Origin of the sequence: Clostridium sp. TF11-13AC (assembly GCF_003481065.1) — a bacterium.
In the GTDB taxonomy this organism is placed as follows: Bacteria; Bacillota; Clostridia; order Lachnospirales; family Lachnospiraceae; genus Otoolea; species Otoolea fessa.
In genome coordinates this window covers 114,083-131,149 of record NZ_QUKJ01000003.1, presented here as the reverse complement: position 1 = coordinate 131,149, position 17,067 = coordinate 114,083, and the positions used below count along the sequence as shown (strand labels likewise).

Annotated in this window: 14 protein-coding genes; all 14 read left to right on the top strand. The window is 46.4% G+C overall.

The genetic code is table 11. The features are described 5' to 3' along the window. The first annotated feature begins 224 nt into the window (after positions 1-224). The 14 genes from DXD12_RS07965 to DXD12_RS07900 all read left to right on the top strand — a co-directional run bounded on the left by DXD12_RS07965 (position 225) and on the right by DXD12_RS07900 (position 17,062). A complete protein-coding gene (locus DXD12_RS07965) occupies positions 225-1,082 on the top strand; it encodes a fructoselysine 6-kinase (protein ID WP_022360186.1) in 858 nt (285 codons plus the stop codon). Between the two features lie 39 nt (positions 1,083-1,121). Further along, positions 1,122-2,099, top strand: a complete 978-nt coding sequence (locus tag DXD12_RS07960; protein WP_118523858.1) for an SIS domain-containing protein — start codon at positions 1,122-1,124, stop codon at positions 2,097-2,099. 391 nt (positions 2,100-2,490) lie between these two features. Then, positions 2,491-2,901: a hypothetical protein gene (locus DXD12_RS07955; RefSeq protein ID WP_022360184.1), complete on the top strand. Its 411-nt coding sequence runs from the start codon at positions 2,491-2,493 to the stop codon at positions 2,899-2,901. Between the two features lie 31 nt (positions 2,902-2,932). Further along, a complete protein-coding gene (locus DXD12_RS07950) occupies positions 2,933-4,300 on the top strand; it encodes a sodium:glutamate symporter (RefSeq protein ID WP_118638036.1) in 1,368 nt (455 codons plus the stop codon). A gap of 108 nt (positions 4,301-4,408) precedes the next feature. Further along, the gene (locus tag DXD12_RS07945) at positions 4,409-5,245 is read left to right on the top strand and encodes a sugar phosphate isomerase/epimerase family protein (protein WP_118638034.1); all 837 of its coding nucleotides are present in this window, start codon (positions 4,409-4,411) and stop codon (positions 5,243-5,245) included. Between the two features lie 29 nt (positions 5,246-5,274). Beyond that, complete coding sequence (locus DXD12_RS07940) at positions 5,275-6,111, top strand: sugar phosphate isomerase/epimerase family protein (RefSeq protein ID WP_118492038.1); 837 nt, start codon at positions 5,275-5,277, stop codon at positions 6,109-6,111. A gap of 14 nt (positions 6,112-6,125) precedes the next feature. Further along, a complete protein-coding gene (locus tag DXD12_RS07935) occupies positions 6,126-6,947 on the top strand; it encodes a BtpA/SgcQ family protein (RefSeq protein ID WP_118628788.1) in 822 nt (273 codons plus the stop codon). A 3-nt stretch (positions 6,948-6,950) separates the two neighbouring features. After that, positions 6,951-8,477, top strand: a complete 1,527-nt coding sequence (locus DXD12_RS07930) for an FGGY-family carbohydrate kinase (RefSeq protein ID WP_118638032.1) — start codon at positions 6,951-6,953, stop codon at positions 8,475-8,477. A 256-nt stretch (positions 8,478-8,733) separates the two neighbouring features. After that, a complete protein-coding gene (gene ruvA / locus DXD12_RS07925; RefSeq protein ID WP_022360178.1) occupies positions 8,734-9,357 on the top strand; it encodes a Holliday junction branch migration protein RuvA in 624 nt (207 codons plus the stop codon). 158 nt (positions 9,358-9,515) lie between these two features. Beyond that, positions 9,516-10,538: a Holliday junction branch migration DNA helicase RuvB gene (gene ruvB / locus DXD12_RS07920; protein WP_107001650.1), complete on the top strand. Its 1,023-nt coding sequence runs from the start codon at positions 9,516-9,518 to the stop codon at positions 10,536-10,538. Between the two features lie 88 nt (positions 10,539-10,626). Beyond that, positions 10,627-11,832: a cell division protein ZapA gene (locus DXD12_RS15290; RefSeq protein ID WP_182457044.1), complete on the top strand. Its 1,206-nt coding sequence runs from the start codon at positions 10,627-10,629 to the stop codon at positions 11,830-11,832. A gap of 13 nt (positions 11,833-11,845) precedes the next feature. Continuing rightward, positions 11,846-14,230, top strand: coding sequence for a DUF3656 domain-containing protein (locus DXD12_RS07910; RefSeq protein ID WP_118638030.1), 2,385 nt, complete (start codon positions 11,846-11,848; stop codon positions 14,228-14,230). Between the two features lie 47 nt (positions 14,231-14,277). After that, positions 14,278-15,618: an FtsW/RodA/SpoVE family cell cycle protein gene (locus DXD12_RS07905; protein ID WP_117795001.1), complete on the top strand. Its 1,341-nt coding sequence runs from the start codon at positions 14,278-14,280 to the stop codon at positions 15,616-15,618. Then, positions 15,602-17,062, top strand: coding sequence for a penicillin-binding transpeptidase domain-containing protein (locus tag DXD12_RS07900; protein WP_118638028.1), 1,461 nt, complete (start codon positions 15,602-15,604; stop codon positions 17,060-17,062). The genes DXD12_RS07905 and DXD12_RS07900 overlap by 17 nt, the downstream gene beginning before the upstream one ends. Positions 17,063-17,067: the final 5 nt, after the last annotated feature.

Sequence of the window (17,067 nt, the reverse complement as noted above, 5' to 3'; positions counted from 1 at the left end):
AGCAAGAAAAATTTGCGCTAACAGGAGTCAGCCTTTTCTTTTTATCAGGAACATGGAAACGGAGATGATAGAAATTCCATTACCGGGCACGTATGCGTGAACAGTACCTAGAAAAAAGTGATGTAAAAAAATGCAGAAATCACTTGACAAAATACATACATAAGTATAATATGATATCATAACATTATATAATGATATATAATCAATCCAAAGGAGATGAAAAAATGCGGGTCATTGGAATTGGGGACAATGTGTGCGACAAATATGAACATCTCAGGCTTATGTTTCCGGGAGGTCAGGCTGCAAACTTTGCGGTTTATGCAGGAATGCTGGGGGCAGAGTCAGCTTATATGGGAGTGTTCGGACGGGATGAGGTTGCAGAACATGTGATAGCAACACTCGATGAGCTGCAGGTAGAACACAGCCGGTGCCGTCAGTATGAAGGAGAAAATGGTTATGCGAGGGTTACGCTGGTAGACGGAGACCGTGTCTTTCTCGGAAGCAACAAAGGCGGCGTATTAAAAGAAAATCCGTTAAATCTGGACGTGGAAGATCTGGAGTATATTAAAACATTTGATCATGTGCACACGACCAATAATAGCTATTTTGATGAACAGCTTCCTAAATTGGCAGAACAGGGAATCTCTGTATCGTATGATTTTTCGGGTCAGTGGATCGATGAAGAACGAGTAAAAAAGGTTGCTCCGTATATTACGTATGCGTTTCTTTCATGTGGTTCCGTTTCGAGAGAGGATGCGGAAGAAATTTGTAAGAAAATGTTTCGTGCTGGATGCCCAATGGTAATTGCAACAAGAGGAAGCTATGGAGCAGTTCTATTTGATGGAACGCAGTTTTATGAGCAGCCGCCGCATCTGGTTGAAGCAGTAGATACGCTGGGAGCAGGGGATTCATTTGCAACGGCATTTCTGCTTTCGTTTCTGGAGAGCCGGAAAAAGTATGGCATACAGATGAAAGAAAGCATTTATGAAAAAGAGATAAGGAAAGCACTGGAAGCAGGGGCAGAGTTTTCTTCGAAAACCTGTATGGTTCAGGGGGCTTTTGGACATGGAAAGTCATTTTGACAAATAATTGATACAAAAAAAGAAAAGGAGATCAGAAAGATGGAAAAATCAGTAAAAGAAATTGTAGCAGAGATCAAAGAAAAGATGGACAAACTGGGTGGATTAAAGCATGTGTATTTTGTAGCTTGCGGCGGATCTAAGGCAGCTATTTTCCCAGGGCTGTACCTTCTTCAGAGTGAGGCAAAAACTTTTAGCGCTACTACATATACAAGCAATGAGTTTGTTCATGCAACCCCAAAAGAACTGGATGAGCGATGCGTCGCAGTTATTTGTTCATTAAAGGCAACGCCTGAGACCGTGGAGGCAGTAAAAACAGCCAATGCTGCAGGTGCAGTGACAATCGCTATGACAGGAAATATGCAGACAGGTATGGCAAAAGTTGGACAGTATATTGTGACATATTCAAATGGAGATGATCAGGTATATAGTGATTCTAACCAGGCGAACTCCCTTCGGATTGGTTTTGAGCTGTTAAAACAGTTTGAAAACTGGGAGAATTATGACAAGGCGATGGAAGCATACCGTTACATTGATGAAATTATAGAAGAAGGCAAGAAAAATGTTTTGGCGGATGCAAAAGCCTGGGCAGAAAAATATAAAGATGAACCTGTATTTTACGTGCTGGCATCTGGCTCAAACTATGGAGTTGCATATTCCATGTGCTGCTGTCATTTCATGGAGATGCAGTGGAAGCATGCTGTGTGCCTGCACACGGGTGAGTACTTCCATGGTCCATTTGAAACAACGGATAAGAAGCTTCCGATGATCCTTCTGATGAGTGAGGGAAGAACCCGCGCATTGGATGAACGCTGCTTAAAATTCCTGCGTACTTATGCGGAAAATTATATTGTAATTGATTTTGAAAAATTAAATGGCGGTAAAATCGATAAGAGCGTCGTAGAATTCTTTAATCCGGTTGTTATGATTCCGATTGAGAGATACTATGTTTCCCAGATGGCGGAAGTGCGTGGCCATTCTATGGATGAAAGACGTTATATGTGGAAAGTGGAATACTAAAGATCCTCTAATTAAATATTTTCTTAGACAGACAGCGAGGCCTGACCGTATGGAGCAGACCTCGCTGTTTTGTCTATACGGGCAAGTTAATTTAGAGTGAGTATAGTGTAAGTAAAAAATCAGAACGTTTGGCATCAAAGAATTGCTGAAAAAGATAACAGACAAGTGAAAAAAATTGTGAAAATTGATATGGATGTGTGTGGTGAAAAAGAAAACGTAATAAAAATATGATAGGAAGAGAGGCTGACCCCCTAAAAAAAAATATGTAAAATGACAAATTAGCATTGACAACATAATGATATATGATGTATTATAATGACATGATATGAAATGATTCGCTTGAAACCTGCAGGAACGAGAAGAATTTGAAAAGAAGGTAGGAGGAAATGTCATGAAAGCAGATGTGTTTGAGTATGAAGGGGAAGGTATTCAGTGTGTATATGACAATAAAAAATGGGTCGTATGTATTAAAAACTGGAAGCCTAATAATGATATTGAGAAGATTCAGTATCTGGAAGTGCATCACGCAACCGATGAGCAGTTTATTCTGGTTCAGGGAAAAGCAGTTCTTTTGACAGCGTCCCGCGAGAATGATGCATTTAAGATTGATGTAATTCCGATGGAGCCAAATAAAGTTTACAATGTTTTGCAGGGAACATGGTTTAATACGATCACACAGAAGGATACAAAGCTGATATATGTGCAGGATGCGGGGACGACAACAGAAAACAGCGAATACTGTGATATGACAGAAGTGGAATTGAGTATGGTTAGGGAAAAAGCAAAAAAAGCATTGCAGTAGCATCATAAAAAAGAAATGAGGAGGACAAAAGATGGAGTTTAATGCGTATTCCATGTTGGTGGATTTCATGTGGGCAGGTATTTTCCTGTTTGTGGCGAAAATGCTGAGGGAAAAAATCAAGATTCTGCAGAGCCTGTTTGTTCCGGTCAGTCTGCTGGCTGGATTTATCGGGCTTGCGTTAGGACAGAATGGTTTTGGAATTATCAGTTTTTCTTCACAGTTTGGTTCTTATGCAGGTCTGCTGATTATCGCAGTATTTGTATCAATTGGGCTGAGAGGCTTTAATTTTTCAGCTGGTGGCTGGAAAACAAATTTCGATCGGATTGGCAGCTACTACTGCTTCCGCAATATTGGCTGGGCATTTCAGTATGCAATGCCGATTATTTTTGCAATGGTAGTCCTGAAAATGTTTGCTCCTGATTTAAATCCGGCATTTGGAATGTTGATTCCTGCAGGCTTTCAGGGAGGTCATGGTACAGCAGCAGCACTTGGCGCGACACTCGGCACACTTGGATGGGAAGATGCAACAGATCTGGCGATGACAAGTGCAACCGTAGGTATTTTAACCGGTATTTTTGGTGGAATTATTTTGATCAAAATTGGAACAAAAAGAAACTATACCAAGTTTGTAAAAGATTTCAGCCAGCTTCCTAACGATATGCGCACGGGACTCATTGAAGAAGGAAAACGCCCGGTATTAGGCGAAGAAACCGTTTCACCGATGGCAATTGATCCGCTGGCATGGCATCTTCTTCTGATTCTGATTCCAACCGGTATTGGATATCTTTTAACAAATGTAATTCAGGGAGCAACCGGACTTGGCGTTCCGAGTTTCTCTGTCGGCTTCCTGGTAGCGATTGTATTTCATTTTGTATTAAAAGGAATAAAAGCCGATAAATATGTAGATAACCGCATCATTTCCCGTATGGGAAGCTGTGCAACTGATTTCCTTGTATTTTTCGGTGTGGCATCAATTAAGATTCCGGTTGTTATTGAGTACGCAGTTCCGTTTGGTCTGCTGATGTTATTTGGAATTGTCTGGGTTGTATTCCACTTTACAGTGATTGCGCCGAGACTCTTAAAACAGGAGTGGTTTGAGAGAGGTATCTATGTATATGGTTACTCGACCGGTGTAACAGCAATCGGCATGGCACTTTTAAGAATTGTAGATCCGGAGAATAAGAGCTGTACACTGGATGATGCAGCAATTGTAACACCGATTGAGTCAATTATTGAAATTTTTGCATTAGCGGCAGTTCCGGTTGCCTGTGTTCAGGGAAACTGGATTGCAGCTGTAACACCAATTTTGATTTACCTGGCAGCGCTTTGCATTGTCCCGGTTGTCTTCAAATGGTGGCATAAACATCCAGGTAAAGCATGGGATGAAAGTAAGCTTTAGGGAAAGAAAAAAGATATAAATGTAATCTGTAAATAAGCGGGCACTGTGAAATCTGATAGAGTGAAGGTTTTTGCAGTGCCTTTGTGTGTAGAGAGGAGGAACAACTGGATGATAAAGATAAGGCGGGAACAGATTGCAGGAATGAATATGCACTATAAATACAGAACTTTGGATTATTTCTTTAAAACGCAGCAGGCTCTCGGAATAAAAAATATAGAGTTTTGGTGTGCAAGACCGCATTTCCTGCTAGATGATTATGGGTTTGAGGATGCGGCTGAATTAAAAAAGAATGCAGCAGATTATGGATTGACAATCGGAGCTTTTTCACCGGAGTGTACGATTTATAATTATGCACTTTGCTGTCATGACGAGACGGCAAGAAAGCATTCAATCGGATATTTTGAAAATGGAATCCGTGCAGCGGCAGAAGCTGGTGCGAAAGTGATGGTACTCAATTGCTGCGGCGGTGCAAGAAATGAAGATCCGAGGCGTATTTTTGAACGTGCGGTTCAAACCTTGCGTCGGCTTTCAAAAACTGCTGCGGAAGAGGGGGTTATTCTTGCAGTGGAAACAGTACGTCCAGAAGACGCAACGGTTATTAATATGCTTCCAGAACTAAAAAAACTTTTGGAGTCGGTTAATGAGCCGCAGATACAGGCTGCCCTGAATTTGACGAGTGCTGGAGTGGCAGGAGAGTCGATGAAAGACTGGTTTGAAGCATTTGGAGACAAAATATACCATATCCGTTTTTTGGATGGACGTCCGCAGGGATGCCTTGCATGGGGAGATGGTTTGAGACCGTTAGAGGATCAATTGATTTGTCTGGATCAGTACAAATATAAAGGATTGCTAAGCCTGGCACTGAATGATGCACGCTACCTGGAGGATCCGGCTGCAGCCGATCGGCAGAATATGCGTGAATTGGAACCGTTTATAATGGATTAATGGAGTAATTGTATGAGGAGGAAGCGAAAATGAAAATAGTTGATTTTGATAAACTTTCGGTATTGAATCTTCATTATTGCCAATATACGTTGGATTATTTCCTGGATTGTATGCAGGAACTGGGAATCAAAAATGTAGAATTGCTGGGAGGACATCAAGGACTTTGGCTGGATCCAAAGGAATATCAGGATCCAGAGCCAGTCCGTAAAAAATTACAGGAACACGGTTTGAAGTGTCCGGTATTTACACCACAGAATTGCCGGTTTGGTTATCAATTTGGTGTAAAAGAACCAGAACTGAGAGAAAAAACATTTGGATTTTTTGCAAATGCGATACGTCTGGGGGCTGCGCTGGGGGCAGAGAAGATGGAAGCAAATTCCGGATGGGGTTACTGGGATGAAGCGGAGGAGGATGGATTGAAACGGGCAGCTGAGATGCATCAGAGACTTTGTGAGGTCGCAGAGGAAAATGGCGTGACAATTGTGGCAGAGTCTTTACGGCCGCAGGAATCAAGAATTGGGTATAGTTTGCAGCAAATGAAACAGTTATTTGATTTAGTCGATCATCCGCGCTTTAAAGTTATGATTGATTTGACAGCAATGTCGGTTTCTGGTGAAACGATTCAGCAGTGGTTTGATGTTTTTGGAAAGGAAAACATTGTACATGCACATTTTCAGGATTGTGATCCCTATGGGCATTACATCTGGGGTGAGGGGAAGAGAAACTTAAGAAAGGATTTAGAGGACATGGTAAAAAATGGATATGAGGGATATTTTACGCAGGAACTGACAGCACCGGCGTATTACCTGGATCCATTTCGTTATGACAAAAGAAATGTGCAGAATTTGCGAATGTACATGGAATAGAGGAGAGAAAGAATATGTGGACAGATGAATTATTTCATGTAAAAAAGCCGATCATTGCACTGTTGCATTTGCGGGCGCTGCCGGGGGATCCTCTGTATGAAAAAGATGCAACGATGGGAGAGGTAATTGAAAATGCAGCCAGAGAACTTCAGGCGCTCCAGGAGGGAGGAGTAGATGGAATTTTGATTGCCAATGAATTCAGCCTTCCGTATGAAAAAAAGGTTTCCTACGTAACTGTGGCAGCGATGGGACGGATTGTGGGAGAATTAAAAAAAGAGATAAAAGTTCCATTTGGTGTCAATATTGTTTCTAATCCATTGGCGACGATCGATTTGGCAGCAGCAGTCGAGGCGGATTTTGTAAGAAGCACATTTACAGGCGCCTATATAGGTGAAAATGGAATTACAGATACGAATATTCCAGAAGTCTTGCGTAGAAAAAAAGCACTTGGACTAGATAAAATGAAATTGCTATATAAGGTAAATCCAGAGTCGGATGTATATTTAGCAGAGAGAAGCCTGGAAAAAATAACAAAATCCATGATTTTTCATTGCTTTCCAGATGGTCTGTGTGTTTCTGGAAGTAGTGCTGGTCAGGAAACGGATTCAAGTTTGGTACGCAGGGTCAAGGCAGTTTCTGGATTTGTTCCTGTTTTCTGTAATACAGGGTGTACGAAGGAAAATGTGGTTGAAAAACTTAGTGAATGTGATGGCGCTTGTGTAGGGACTGCTTTTAAGAAAGATGGTAAATTTGAGAACTTTGTTGAAAAACAGAGAGTCATGGAGTTTATGGATGTAGTTAAGGCGTATCGCTGTACAATGAAAGAAGGCGTATAGACGTTGCATTATTTTTTAGGAATTGACGTTGGTACATATTCAAGTAAAGGAGTTCTAACAGATGAGTCTGGAAAGGTGGTAAGTCGGGCAGTTACTCATCACGGAATGGAAAATCCAGAACCTGGTTATTATGAGCAGGACGCGGATAAGGTATGGTGGAATGATTTTTGCATTTTGTCAAAAATGCTCTTACAGCAGAGTGGTGTAGAACCAGAAAAAATTGCTTGTGTAGGGGGAAGCACATTGGGAGCAGATTGCCTTCCAGTTGATAAGGATGGGCATCCTTTACGAAAAGCAATTTTATATGGTATTGATGCACGTTGCGTGGAAGAAATGGAGTATCTCTCACAGTATTATGGCACAGAAAAAGTAAAAAAACTATTTGGACGTCCAATTTGCAGTGGAGATGTGTCTGCTAAAATTTTATGGATAAAAAATCATGAACCAGAGGTATATAGACGCACACACAAGTTTTTGACAGGTTCTTCTTATCTAACATTTAAACTAACTGGAAAATATGTAATAGATACATTTTTGGGGATGGCTTCATTTCGTCCGCTGTATTATCCGGATGGGAGCATCCATAAAGAAATGTGTAAACCGATTTGTATGCCGGAGCAGTTGGCAGAAGGAATGCCGGTTACCCATATTTGTGGAACGGTAACAAAGCAGGCAGCTAAGGAGACAGGACTCAAAGAAGGAACGCCAGTTATTACTGGAACTGGAGATTCAGCAGCTGAGGCAATCAGTGTAGGAGTACTTGCACCAGGCGATCTGATGGTACAGTTTGGATCGTCCTTATTTTTCTATTGTTGTGCAGATCGGCTGATTCAGGATGAGCGAGTGCGCGGAAATCCATTTTTAATTCCAGAAACTTATAGTGTAGCAGCAGGAACTAATAATGGAGGCACACTTCAAAAATGGTATTTGGAACAGTTATTTTCTGAATGCTTGGAAAAGGAAAAAACAGCAGGATTGAATGCATATGAAGAAATGATGAAAGGAATTTCTGAGATTTCACCCGGATCAGATGGTTTGATAACTTTACCCTACTTTGCGGGAGAAAGGACACCGCTGAATGATCCGGACGCAAGAGGAATGATCGTGGGACTTTCATTGAGTCATACAAAAAGACATTTGTATCGCTCGGCATTGGAAGGAATTGGGTATTCAGTTGCACAGCATATTGACATATTCCGTGAAAATGGTTTGCCTGTAAACCGGATTGCAGCGGCGGGGGGAGGAACGAAAAACGCAGTTTGGATGCAGATGGTGGCGGATATAGCAGGGGTATCGTTGGAAACACCAAAGGAAGACATAGGGGCAGCTTATGGAGATGCACTGATGGCAGCGATTGGAGTCGGATTCTACCAAGGTTTTTCAGATTTGCGCCAAGTAATCCAAAAGAAATGTATTTATAAGCCGGATTTAGAGAGGCATGAGTTATACAAGCCATTTAGAAAGCTATTTGATGAATTATATAGGTGTAATCAGGAAATATTACATAGTTTATCTAAGCATAACAAGTAAATAAAAGATATGGAAAGGCTTTTTGACTGTAATCATTGATATTACAATTGAAAAGCTTTTTCATTTATAGGTTCCCGATAATGTGTAAAAATGAAATTCAATCAACCGGGCAGAATATATGTTCGAAATTCCGCACTTTCCTTGCAATGAAAACTGTGCTATGGTATACTGAAAAGAAGATTTGGAGGCATTTTGAAGCGTTCTTTTTTTAGTTTGAACCAGATCTTGAACCAGTGAGAAAAGGAAGGAATTTACCGTGATTTCGTATGTAAAAGGCATCCTGGCGGAGAAAGCAAAGGACCGTATCGTGGTCGAGTCCGGCATGATGGGGATCGGGATTTTTGTCCCGATGTCGGTGCTGGAAGTTTTACCGCCGCTCGGGGAAGAGGTAAAGATATATACGCACCTGCAGGTGCGGGAGGATGATATGAGCCTGTACGGCTTTTTAAGCCGTTCGGATCTGGAGATGTTCCGCCAGCTTCTGGGGGTCAACGGCATTGGTCCGAAGGGGGCACTTGGCATCTTGTCGGCGCTGCGTCCGGAGGATCTGCGTCTTGCGGTTATGACTGGGGATGCGAAGGCGATCTCCCGTGCACCGGGCGTTGGGGCAAAGACGGCACAGCGGATCATTCTCGATTTGAAGGATAAAGTACAGGCAGAGGATCTGCTGACACCGCTGTTAGATGGCAGTGCGGCGGTTTCGCCGGCTGCGGGGAACGGGCTTTCAGGCAATGCGGTGAAGGAAGCCGTGGAGGCGCTGGTGGCGCTGGGATATACGAATGCCGAGGCGGTGAAGGCGGTCAAGAGCGCCAATGTGACGGAAGAGATGGATTCCGAGGCGGTATTGAAGGCATCACTGAAATATCTGGCGTTTTTGTAAAACAACCTATGTGTCGGACATTCGAAATTGCAGGATCATAAAAAATAGTGGTGCTTGTGCGTCAGATGAAAATTTGGAATGTGTGGCAGATATGAGAAAATGGAACTGTCATGGCTTAATTGAATGAGAGAGAAAAACAGGAAAGACAGGAAACAAGTATGAGCAGAAGGACGATTACAACCGAGGTGACGGAGGAGGATAAGCGGATTGAGGGAAGTCTCCGCCCGCAGACCTTAGACGAATATATCGGTCAGGAGCGGATCAAATCGACGTTAAAGGTATTTATCCATGCGGCGAAATCCCGCGGCGAGGCGCTTGACCATGTTCTTTTCTATGGACCGCCGGGATTGGGAAAGACGACACTCAGCGGCATTATCGCCAATGAGATGGGAACCCGTATGAAGGTTACTTCCGGTCCGGCAATCGAGAAACCAGGGGAGATTGCGGCGATTCTCAACGGGCTCCAGGAGGGAGACGTCCTCTTTGTGGATGAGATTCACCGCTTAAACCGCCAGGTGGAAGAGGTGCTTTATCCGGCGATGGAGGACTATGCGATCGATATCATGTTGGGAAAAGATTCGACGGCGCGCTCGATTCGTCTGGATCTGCCGAAATTTACGCTGGTAGGCGCGACGACACGCGCGGGGCTTCTGACGGCGCCGCTGCGCGATCGCTTCGGCATCGTGCAGAAGATGGATTTTTATACGCCTGAAGAGCTGCAGACGATTGTCCTGCGGACGGCGGGAGTTCTGAATGTGGAGATTGATAAGACGGGCGCCTATGAGATTGCGAGACGTTCGAGAGGAACGCCGCGTCTGGCAAACCGCCTGTTAAAACGTGTGAGGGACTTTGCACAGGTCAAGTACAACGGCGTGATTACGAAAGAAGTCGCGGATTTTGCACTGGATATCCTTGATGTGGACAAGCTGGGACTTGACAACAACGACCGTGCGATCTTACATATGATTATCGACAAGTTTTCCGGCGGTCCGGTCGGACTGGAGACGCTGGCGGCAGCGCTGGGCGAGGATGCTGGGACACTGGAAGATGTGTATGAGCCATATCTTCTGATGAACGGTCTGCTCAACCGGACTCCGCGTGGGCGGATGGCGACCGAAGCAGCGTACCGGCATCTCGGGTATGCTTGGAATCAAGCAAAAAACGGTATTTCTGAGATTTGATATTTGATTGATTTGAAGGTGGTATTTCTGTGTGGGTGACGTGACAACGTCGAACCATATTTATTATAGATAGAAAGAAGAGAATGCGATGGCAAAACAGTATATAGATGTATTAATTGATGGAAAAGTGTATAGCCTGGGCGGCAGTGAGACGGAAGGATATGTACAGCAGATTGCCACGTATCTGAATGGGAAGATTTTCCAGCTCAAGGCGCAGCCGGGATTTTTGAAAATGCCGGAAGACTACCAGAGTATTATGACTTATCTGAATTTGGCGGATGATTATTTTAAAGAAAAAGAGAGTGCGAAGGCACTTGCATCCGACAAAGAGAGCATGGAAAAAGAGACATACCGTCTGAAACATGAGATGGTCAGCACCCAGATGAAACTCGAGAGTCTCCGCAATGAGCGCACCGTCAGCGAGGAAGAACTGGAGACGGCAAAGAAGGCGGCAAAAGAGGCAGCTGAGCAGGCGGAAGCTGCTAAAAATGAGGTACAGGCACAGATCGAGCGTGTGAAAAAAGAAGCGCAGGAGCAGATCGAGGCTGTGAAGAAAACAGCACAGGAACAGGTTGAGTCTGCAAGAAAAGAAGCGCAGGGGCAGATCGAGGCTGTGAAGAAAACAGCACAGGAACAGGTTGAGTCTGCAAGAAAAGAAACGCAGGGACAGATCGAGGCTGTGAAGAAAACAGCACAGGAACAGGTTGAGTCTGCAAGAAAAGAAGCGCAGGAGCAGATTGAACGTGCGAAGAGAGAGGTACAGGAGCGCGTGGAATCCGCGGAAAAAGCAGCCCAGGATCGCGCTGCCAGGGCGGAGCAGACAGAAGCTGCAAAGAAAGAGGCATTGGAACAGATTGCGGATGCAAAGAAGGAAGCAAACGATTTCCGTGGAGAAGCAGAGGTTTGGAAGCAGGAGGCAGAAGATCAGCGTCTGGCGGTCGAGTCATCCCAGAGTGAAATCGCTTCTTTGCAGGACAAGCTGGAGATTCTCAAACAACAGCTTGAAGAAGCAAGACAGGCGGCGACAGCTGTGCAGACGGAAAAATCGCAGCTGGAAGCACGTCTGATGCAGACGGAACAGGAAAAACAAAGTGTAAAAGAGCAGCTGAGCCAGCTGGAGCAGGAAAAACAGACGATAAAGAAAGATCTGGAAGAGAGCCTCCAGGAGGCAGGGGCAGCACGTGAGGAACTGGCAGCTGTCCGTCAGGCACAGGTGGAGGCATATATGAAGCGGAAGCCATTTCCCAAGAGACAGGGAACGGTGGAACTGAAAGATGCAATTCTGCGGTTATAATGGGTGAAATGATATGAAAAAAAAGGTGGAAATTCTGGCACCGGCGGGTCCCTTCGATAGCATGAAAGCGGCGGTTGCTGCGGGGGCGGACGCAGTCTATATGGGCGGCAGCCGTTTCGGAGCCAGGGCATATGCGGAAAATCCGGATGAAACGGGGATGCTGGAAGCGATCAACTACGTGCATCTGCATGGGCGCCAGCTTTATATGACGGTCAATACGCTGGTAAAGGAAGACGAGATGGATGACTTATACGACTATCTGCTTCCGTATTACCAGGCGGGACTGGATGCCGTGATCGTGCAGGACATGGGGGTATTTTCTTATATCCGGGAGTATTTTCCGGATTTGCCGGTTCATGCGAGCACACAGATGACGATTACCGGACCGGAGGGCGCGGCGCTTATGACGAGGATGGGCGCGGTCCGCATCGTCACAGCGCGTGAACTTTCATTGGAAGAGATACGCCGCATTTATCAGGAGACGGGCGTGGAGATAGAGAGCTTTGTTCACGGGGCTCTCTGTTACTGTTATTCGGGACAATGCCTGTTCAGCAGCCTGATCGGCGGCAGAAGCGGCAACCGGGGACGATGCGCTCAGACCTGCCGGCTTCCGTTTGATGTCCTTCGGCGGCTGGATGAGAACAACCCGAATGAAAACAAAAACAAAAAGAAAGAAAATGGCGTGTTAAATCCGGGCGATTCCAAGTATGTGCTCAGTCTCAAGGATCTTTGTACGCTGGATATTTTGCCGGATATTCTGGAAGCAGGCGTTTATTCCTTGAAAATCGAGGGGCGCATGAAGAGTCCGCGCTATACGGCAGGCGTGGTGCGCCTGTACCGGAAATACGTAGATTTATATTTAAAGAATGGCAGAAAAGGTTACCGGGTTGACCCGAAAGACCGAAAGGAGCTGCTGGATCTGTTTGACCGCGGCGGTCAGACGTTAGGCTATTATACCGAGCACAATGGACGCGATATGGTGGTCTGCCATGAGAAACCGGCATTCCGCCAGGAAAACCGGGAACTTTACCAGTATCTGGACAAAACGTATGTGGAAGCAGAGGTGAAAGAACCGGTTCAGGGGTTTGCGCGTGTCTGTGAAGGCGAACCGCTGCAGCTGACGCTTCAATACGAAGATCCGCTGACGGGAGAAAGCCGGATGGCAGGCGGAATCGGAGCAGTTGTCCAGACGGCAGTGAAACAGCCGATGAGCAAGGAACGGATTGAGAAACAGCTCGGAAAAACGGGAAATACGCCGTATTATTTTGAAAATCTGGAAGTGGAGACAGGCGGCAGCCCCTTTGTGCCGGTGCAGGAGTTAAATGAACTCCGCCGCTCTGCGTTTGAGCAGCTGACCGAGGAGATACTGCGTCCATACCGCCGGGAGATACCGGAAAATAGGGCGTGCGGGACAGGAAAAGGGTGGCAAAATCCGGAAGAAAAGAATCTGGAAGAAAATAACCAGACAGGTTCGGAATCAGAAAAAACCAGCCCGGCTCAGGACGTTGAACTCACAGCGGGTTTACCTGTACAGAGCCAGAAAATGCTGTTTGAGAATAAAAAAGGGAATAAAACAGCTCTGTACCACATCCACGTTTCGGTCGAACACCCGGCACAGTTAAAAGTGGCGTTATCCGTACCGGAAGTCGGAGCCATCTATCTGGATAGTGCTGAATTTGGCGTCGAACAGTGGAACGAATGGGTATCGCGCTGCCATGAGGCAGACAAGCAGTGTCTTTTGGTAATGCCGCATATTTTCCGCGATCGGGCAAAGGAATATTTTGAAACACATCGTTCCAGGCTGGAATCGGCGGGATTTGACGGTCTTGTCATCCGGGCATGGGAAGAGCTGGAACTGGTGCGCGAGTGGAAGATTTCCATCCCGCTTGTGATGGATTATGGTATTTATACGATGAATCACCGGGCGGAGGATTTTGTGCGGGAGATGGCGCCGGAGCTTTCGATGCGTTTTACCCTTCCGGTCGAGCTCAACAGCCGGGAGTTGGAGGCGCGCGACAGCCGGGAACGGGAACTTCTCGTATATGGTTCGATCCCGGTCATGGTAACCGCCCAGTGCATCCGGAAAACAGTGGAAGGATGCAGTAAATGTCCGGAATATCTGTATCTGCGGGATCGCAAAAAGAAGGTATTTCCGGTAAGGAACCAGTGCCGTTTCTGCTGCAATACGATCTACAATTCCAGCCCCCTGTCGCTTTTGAAGGATAAAAAGCAGATAGACCGCCTGCAGCCGGAGGTGCTGCGTCTGGCATTTACGTCGGAGAGTGCGGCACAGACCGGGGAAGTGCTGGATGCCTACGTGAAGACCTTCCTCCATCAGGAACCGGTGGAGCTGGAGGGCGAATTTACAAGAGGTCATTTTAAGAGGGGCGTAGAGTAGCGTGTGTACCGGGAATCTTCCGGGTACACATGAAAAGGAGGATCACCATGATAAATCTTGTGACAACGATGTCCAGGTATCTGATGATATTGCTGATACTGATTTATACATATTATAATTTCCGCTTTTTTTCACTGCCGGATGACGAGTCGAAACTCCGGCTCTGTCGTCTGCAGAATGTACCGCTGTTTTTGATATTTCTTCTGTCGGGTACGATCATTTATCTACAAACCGAGGATGAGGCAGTTGTGCTGTTTTTCGGCGCGCAGCTTGTCTTTTTTGTCCTGTACCAGCTCTTATACCGGCTGTTTTACCGGAATGCGTCGAGACTGTTGCTGAACAACACGTGTATGCTTCTGTGCACCAGTTTTATCATGCTGACGCGCATCTCGATGGACAAGGCGGTCCGCCAGTTTATCATCATGGCAGTTGCAGCGGTTATCACAATGATTATACCATATGTGATAGATAGAACCTGGCAGCTCGCTAAGATACCGTGGGTGTACGGCCTGATAGGTCTGGCGCTGCTGCTGGTTGTCTGTGTGATCGGCAATACCAGCTTCGGCGCGCAGCTTTCGATCAGTATCGGCGGATTTTCGTTCCAGCCGTCCGAGTTTGTTAAGATCAGCTTTGTATTCTTCGTGGCGACGATGTTTTACCGCTCAACGGAGTTTAAAAATGTGGCGATCACGACCGGCGTGGCGGCGGCGCACGTGTTGATTCTGGTGTTATCCAAGGATCTGGGAAGTGCGCTGATTTTTTTCCTCGCCTATGTCCTGATGCTGTTTATTGCAACCTCCAACTGGCTGTATCTGGCAGGCGGTCTTGGAAGCGGCTGTGCGGCTGCGATGCTGGCGTATAAGCTGTTTTCGCATGTGCGTGTCCGCGTGGAAGCATGGCAGGATCCGTGGAGTGACATCGCAGGAAAAGGATATCAGGTTACGCAGGCGCTCTTTGCGATCGGCACAGGCGGCTGGTTTGGCATGGGACTTTACCAGGGGATGCCGAAGAAGATCCCGGTTGTTGAGAAGGACTTCATTTTCGCGGCGATCTCGGAGGAGCTGGGCGGCATCTATGCGCTCTGTATTCTCCTGATCTGTCTGGGCTGTTTCATGCAGTTCATGCTGATTGCGACCCGGATGCAGGCATTATTTTACAAGCTGATCGCGTTTGGTCTGGGAATTGAGTATGTGGTGCAGGTGTTCCTGACGATCGGCGGCGTGACGAAATTCATTCCGTCTACCGGCGTGACGCTGCCGCTTGTCAGTTATGGAGGCAGTTCGATTCTCAGCACATTTATCCTGTTTGGCGTGATACAGGGACTATATGTCCTGAAACGGAATGAGGAAGAAGAGGAGGAGCAGCAGTTTGATGAGGCAGAAGGATGAAATGGAAAGAACTGAAAATGCGAGAGCGCGTTCAAACCGTCATATTCTGTGGCTGACCTATGGGATTGCGGCGCTCTTTATCGCGATGGCCGTTTATTTTGGCTGGTTTATCCAGTTTAAGAGTGAAAATGTGATCGGCAGCTCTTATAATGCGAGACTCGATCTCCTCTCAGACCGGGTGACCCGCGGTTCGATTATGAGCAATGATAAAACGGTGCTGGCGCAGACGAACGTTGCAAGTGACGGAAGCGAGAAACGCTATTATCCGTATGATTATCTGTTTGTCCATTCGGTCGGATATTCCGGCAAAAATGGAAAAACAGGTCTGGAGTCGCTGGCGAATTTCTACCTGCTTTCCTCCCATGTGAATCTGATTGAGAAAACGATCAATGAATTTCAGGGGCAGAAAAATCTGGGCGACAATGTGATTACGACGCTCGATGTGGATCTGCAGCAGACGGCATCCGACGCGATCGGAAAACACCGGGGCGCGGTGATTGTCATGGAACCGGATACGGGAAAGATTTTAACGATGGTTTCCCAGCCGAATTTCAATGCGAATCTCGTCGATGAGCGCTGGGCAGAGTTGACATCGCCGGACAACACGAAGGCGCAGTTAGTCAACCGCGCGACGCAGGGCTTATATCCGCCGGGATCGACGTTCAAGATGCTGACGGTGCTGGAATATATGAAAGAGAACCCGAATACCTGGCAGGACTATGTGTATAATTGTAATGGCTCTTACCAGAATGGCGATTATACGATTAAATGTTACCACGGGACGGCACACGGGGCGCAGAACCTGATTCAGGCATTTGCCAATTCCTGCAACGGTGCGTTTGCGGAGATTGGAATGCAGATTAATTCAGAAAAATTCCGGGCGCTGGCAAATCAGATGCTCTTTAATTCGGAGCTTCCGTACACACTTCCGTACAACCAGAGCACATTTTCGCTCGACGGCAGTTCGGATGACTGGGAAAAGCTTCAGACCGCGATCGGACAGGGAAAAACCCAGATTACGCCGCTGCATAACCTGATGATCGTATCGGCGATCGCCAACGGCGGCACGCTGATGAAGCCATATATGATCGATCATGTTGAAAATGTGGGTGGTCAGACGGTCAAGAAGTTCCTTCCGTCCGCCTATGGAACCCTGATGTCTGCGAATGACGCACAGTTTCTGACGCATCTCATGAGCCAGGTGGTCGAGATTGGTACGGGTTCCGCGATGCGGGGGGCATCCTATACGGTGGCCGGAAAAACCGGTTCCGCCGAGTTTGAGACAGGTAAGGAGACACATTCCTGGTTTGTCGGTTTCGCTCCGGCGGACAAGCCGAAGGTGGCGGTCTGCGTGCTGGCAGAAGAGTCCGGTTCCGGCGGTGCGGTCGCTGCGCCGATCGCAAGACAGGTGCTGGATCGGTATTTTGCGAAATATGGGCAGTAGGACAA